General features: G+C 65.9%; 3 protein-coding genes. All 3 read right to left on the bottom strand.

The window, feature by feature from the left end:
* Positions 1-3,100 (bottom strand): DUF4347 domain-containing protein (locus EBL84_RS16570; RefSeq protein WP_148040328.1); only part of this gene is annotated, 3,100 nt, incomplete at its 3' end.
* A 73-nt stretch (positions 3,101-3,173) separates the two neighbouring features.
* A complete protein-coding gene (locus EBL84_RS16580; RefSeq protein ID WP_123141796.1) occupies positions 3,174-4,043 on the bottom strand; it encodes a sulfotransferase in 870 nt (289 codons plus the stop codon).
* A 416-nt stretch (positions 4,044-4,459) separates the two neighbouring features.
* On the bottom strand, positions 4,460-5,392 hold a 933-nt coding region (locus EBL84_RS17530; RefSeq protein ID WP_305028061.1), incomplete at its 5' end, for a hypothetical protein.

A 5,392-nucleotide genomic window follows, 5' to 3' on the forward strand; every position in this document is an offset into this window, starting at 1 on the left:
CGTTGCCGCCGGTGATCGTCAGCGTCGAGAGATCGACGTCGTTGGCCGCGCCGCTGGCGGCCACGAAGTTGCTCCCGGTGACCGTCAGCACCCCGGTGTCGGCGTCGTAGCCCGCCGCGGTGATGGTGGGGACGGTGTCGATCACGAGCGCCTTGTTGGCGCCGAGCGAATTGGCCGCCCCAGGCGAGGGCAGGGTGAGCGCGGCCGGGTTCCCGGCGCCATCGTTGATCGTCGCGCCGTTGAGGGCTAACGCCGTGGTTGCGACATAGTCGAGGTCGGCGCTGGTGTCGCCGGCCTGGATCGTATAGGCGAAGCTCAGGGTCGTGGTGCCCGAACCCCCGCTGTAGTCGACTGTACGATCACTCGCCCCGGTCTCGAGGGTCAGTTGTGGCGTGCCGGTGACGGTCACCGCCTCGCTGAACTGGACCTGCACGGTAATCGTCTCGCCGATGCCATAGGTGCCGTTGGCCGTCGTCGCCGAGACGGCGCTGACCGTCGGGGCCTGGTTGTCGAGCGTGGCGTTGGAGGTGTCGGCGATGATGGTGGTGTTGCCAGCGTCATCGGTGACCGTCACCGAGGCGTTGCGATTGGCCGCCTCGATCGTGCCGGGGGTGACGGTATAGCTCGCCGTCCAGGTGCCGCTGCTCTCGCTTGCAGCCACTGCCGCACCGCCACCGAAGGCGCTGAAGTCCACCGTCACCTCGGCGAGGGTGTCGGCATTGTTGTCGCCCGAGGCGGTATCGTCCCAGGTGACGGTGACCGTGTCGCCGGTGACGAAGGCCCCACCGGTGCCGCTCGCGCCGGAGAGGCTGATGTTGGCGTCGGTGACGACGGGGCTGTCGTTGTCGAGCGTGGCGTTGGTGGTGTCGGCGGTGGTGGTGGCGTTGCCGGCATCATCGGTGGCGGTCACCGAGACGTTGCGACCGGTAGTATCGAGACTGCCGCCGCCATCTTCGGTGATGGTGTAGGTCGCCGTCCAGGTGTCGCCGCTGTTGCTCGCGGCCACCGTCGTGCCGCCGCCGAAGGCGCTGAAGTCGGCGCTGACGCTGGCGATGTCGGCATTGTTGTCGCCCGAGGCGGTATTGTCCCAGGTGGCGGTGAGGGTGTCGCCGACCTTGTAGGCCCCGGCGGTACCGCTGGCCCCGCTGATCGAGAGGTTGGCGTCAGTCACCGTGGGGGCGAGACGATCGACGCTGTGTGTGGTGCCCGAGGTATAAGCGGTGGCCACATTGGTGGCGTCATCGACGATATCGGTCGCCCCCTTGAGGTCGAGGCGCAGCGTGCCGTCACCGGCGATGGTATCGACGGTCACCGTGTAGCTGGTGCCGGAACCGGCAACCCCGCTGATCGTGCCCGAGGCGTTGCCGGTGGTGGTGAGCTGGAAGTCGTCGGCGCTGACGTTGCTCACCGATTCGTCGAAGGTGACGCTGAAGTCGACCGAGGCGGCGTTGGCCGCCGGCGCGCCGGCGGGGGCGTTGCTGGTGATCGCGGGCGCGACGTCGTCGGTGACGTTGATGGTGACATCGACGTCGGATGGCGTCGTGCCATCGGTGGCGCGGATGCCCAAGGTGTAGCTGGAGGTGACGCTGGCGTCGAGCTGGCTGGTGTCGTTGACGCTGATCGCGCCGGTCGAGGCGTCGATGGCGAAGGCGCTGCCGGTGTTTCCGGACTGGATGGAGAAGGTGACGCCGTCGTCGTCGCCGGTGGTGGCGACCGTGCCCACCGCCGAGCTGTTGGCGGCGGACTCGTTGGCGCCGAAGCTTTGCCCGCCGGTGATGGAGGGGGCCACATCGTTGACCGTAATGGTCAAATCAGTGTCGACGGTCCCGCTGCCGTCGTTGGCCCGGATGGTCAGGGTGTAGGACGGTGTGGTTTCAAAATCCAGATCGTCGGCGTCGTTGACGGTGACGGCGCCGGTGTTGGAATCGATCGCGAAGGCCGAATTGCCGTCGCCATCCTTGTTCCCGTTGCCGGCGGTGATGGAATAGGTGATCCCGGCATCCGCTCCGCCGCTGTCGCCGTCGTTGGCCTCGATGTCGCCGTCAGCCAGCACCTGCGTACCGTTGGTGGCGGTCTCGGAAACACTGCCGTCATTATCGACGGTGAAGACCGGATCGTTGGAGGGTGACTGAACGTTGGCTAGGACCAAGTTATCAATTTCGGCGTTCTCAATGCTTCCGTCCTGGGCAACAATGTAAAGCTTGCTGATGCCCGTGAAGCCGGTCAGCGTGGCGTCCTGGCTATTTCCGTTTGAAATGGCGCCTGTTTTGTAATAGTCGCCTGCTTTATCGGATGTTATGATGAAAATTTCGGAATGGACACCATAGTTCGTCAGGTTTATGCTTGAAATATCGAACGTTTCTCCTCCCTGAAAATACAGCGTTGCCTTGGTCTCTGTCGCTCTGTTTGCACCGATGTTTCCGTATCCGTCGCCACCGTAAACATAAATGTACGTGCTCTCGCTTGCGCCATCGAGCACCAAGGTATAGTTGCCCCCGGTGAGGGTGTAGGTGGCGTTTTCGTTGGCATCGCCGCTCCCGTACGCGCCGCTGGTCGGCGCGCTGTCGAACGTGATGGTCCCGCTGTACGCTAGCACACCGTCGAAGCCCTCCACCCCCGTCGCCGCCCAAGGCGTTGCGTCGATGGTGCCGCGGGTGACCTCCAGGTCCCAGTCGCCGCCCAGGGCGTCGGCGCCGGTCGCATCGTCGGAGGCGGCCACGTCGGCGCCGGTTAAGATCGACAGATCGCCCAGGAACGCGCGACCGGCGCCGTCGGCGCCCACCTCGCAGCCATAGAGCAGCAAATCCCCGTCCTCGGAGATTGCGCTGGAGATGATCCCCAAGGCATCCAAATGCTCGTCCAGGCTGTCGCTGCTCAGCACGTCATCGCCGAGATATACCTGCCCACTCGCCCCGTGCGAGAGGATGTGCAGTGCCTCGATTCCACTGCGTCCCTCCAACGCCTCGGCCAGTTCCTCGATCCCATCGCCGTTCCCGGAGAGCAGAATGACCTCCAGCCCGGCCTCTTCGGCGGCGAATTGCAGGCTTTGATAATCCGGGACCTGAGTATCGATGACGGCGATTTGCTGGGAGTCGGTCATGGCGGCGGCATCTCTGATCTGCGGCAGGGTGTCCGTGGAGGGGGCTCAACGGGCGCTGAACGGGTTGGGCGGTTTAGGCCAGTGCTTCCGTGCCGGTCTCGGGGTCATCGCTGCGCTGGGCGACGATGACATTGGCCTGGCTGCCGTTGACGGTGCGCCAGAAGTCCATGCCCTGGCACTTCTTGAACAGATCGGGCGGCAGGAGGGTGCGTCTGGGCTGGAACTCGACCTTGGGGCGGATACGGTGCAGCCCGTCGACGCCGAGCGCCTCGTCGAAATCGGCGGCATCGTATTCCACCCGGTCGAAGTCGTGGCCCTCGTACCAGGGCTCGCCGATGAACTGATAGATCAGCGGCAGCACCCTGGCTGGGGCGCGCGCCAACAATTCGTAGTCGACGATCAGCAGGGAGGCGGCCTGCTCGCCGTAGAAGGCCTCCTTGAGTCCGCTCCAGGCACGACCAACCAGGGCGTCGTGGTGCATCAACGTCTCCACCCGGCTGTAGACGGTGCCCTGGTTCTGGGGGCCGAACAGTCGGGTGAAGTGATAGGGGTTTTTGCGTACCTGTCGCTCCAGGCTATCCATCACCCAGGAGACGTCACGCACGCAGGCGATGACCTTGGATTCTGGAAAGAGCGCGGCGAGCAATGGCATGCGCGCCGTCCAGCCACGGTTGGTGTCGAAGATCAGTGGGCGCTCGGTCAGGCCGTCGTAGTAGCTGGAGAAGAGCGCGCGAAGGATGTGCTCGCGTTGCCCGGGCTGAAGGGTCAGGGCGACCTCGGAGCCCGGGCTCATGATCTGCATGGCGCCGTTGACCAGGGCGCCGAGCCCGCTGGTCATCGAGGCATGGATGCGGGGGTTCTGGCGCAGCAGGGCAGCGAGCAGTGTGCTGCCGGCGCGCGGCAGCCCGGAGATGAAATGAAAGGTCTGGGAGCCATCGTGCATGGATCGAACCTTTGTCGCAGATCACTGATGGACAGGCGGCCGGCCGACGCCAGGGCTCAGGTCAGGGCCGTGGATCCAGAGTCATCGGCCCCCGGTGTCCGGCACCAGACTCCCGACCTTTCAACATTGCGTCTGGCTGTTTCGATTCCGCCTTCTCCCTGGGCGCGGAGACCGTGCTCGGCCCTGATCGCCTGCACTCGATCAGATGCTGAAGCGTAAGCGTATTCAAAACCTTAGACTGCGGTCTATGTCAATTTTTTGGGGATGATACCCAGTCGAATCCTTATCGTCGGTCGGGTTGCGTTGTCGGTGCAGATCGCGCTTTCTCCATGATCGCGTGGCAGCGATCGTATATCTCTGAAATCAAGCTGAGGGCATCCCCTTATACCTTCAAGAATCCGGGCTGCCATGTGTACTCAGGCGAGCAGCAGCTCGGTGTCGGCAACGGTGCCGAGTCGCCCTTCGGCCGCGCCCCAGAGCACGAAGTGCGAGGCGGCGTCGAGCCCGGCGGCGGCGACGTCGGGGTTGTCCGCGAGATAGGCGCCGGTGTCGAACCAGGGGCCGGGGGCGCGGTCCTCGTCGGCGCCGTAGCACCAGTAGTGCTCGACGGCCGAGGCGAAGGTGCCGTCGGCGACGGCGGCGGCGACGTCGGGGTTGTCGGCGAGGTAGTCCTCGGCGTCCCAGAGCGCGTGCGGTGCGCGCCCCTCGGCCATGCCCCAGCCGAGGAAGTGGGACTCGGCGCTGACCATGGTGCCGGCGGCGATGGCGGCGGCGACGTCCGGGTTCTCGGCGAGGTAGAAAGTCGCGTCGAAGGCGTTGTCGGCGGTGAGGGTGAGGTCCCGGGCGCCGTTGCCCAGGTAATGGACGATGCCCGAGGCGATCTCGCCGTTGTCGACGGCGGCGCTGACCTCGGGGTTGGCGGTCAGGTAGGCGTTCTCGTCCCAGCTGGCGTTGGGCGCGCGGCCCTCGGCCGCGCCCCAGGTGAGGAAGTGCGCCTCGGCGTCGGCGATGGTGCCGCTGGCGACGGCGGCGGCGACATCCGGGTTGGCGGCGAGATAGAAGGCGGCGTCGAAAGTGGCGTCGATGCCGAGCCCGGGGTGGCGGGCGGAGGAGAAGGTCTGCACCAGGGTGATGGCGCCATCGGCGGTGCTGACCAGCAGCTCGACATCGGCGCCGAGGGTATCGGTGCCGGTGGGGCCGAGCAGGGTGGCCGAGCCGTCGGCCGCGCGCGTCAGCGTCAGCTCGGCCATGGTGGCGGCGACCTCGGCGGTGTCGGCGCCAAAGCCGCCAGCAAGCTGGTCGTTGCCGCTGCCGCCGACGAGGATATCGGCGCCGAGTCCGCCGTCGAG

The sequence above is a fragment of the Marichromatium sp. AB31 genome (assembly GCF_003718685.1).
GTDB lineage: Bacteria > Pseudomonadota > Gammaproteobacteria > Chromatiales > Chromatiaceae > Marichromatium > Marichromatium gracile.

Bases quoted from the DNA above. Each gene is read 5' to 3' on its own strand.
- EBL84_RS16580 (WP_123141796.1), bottom strand. From the start codon at position 4,043: ATGCACGATGGCTCCCAGACCTTTCATTTCATCTCCGGGCTGCCGCGC.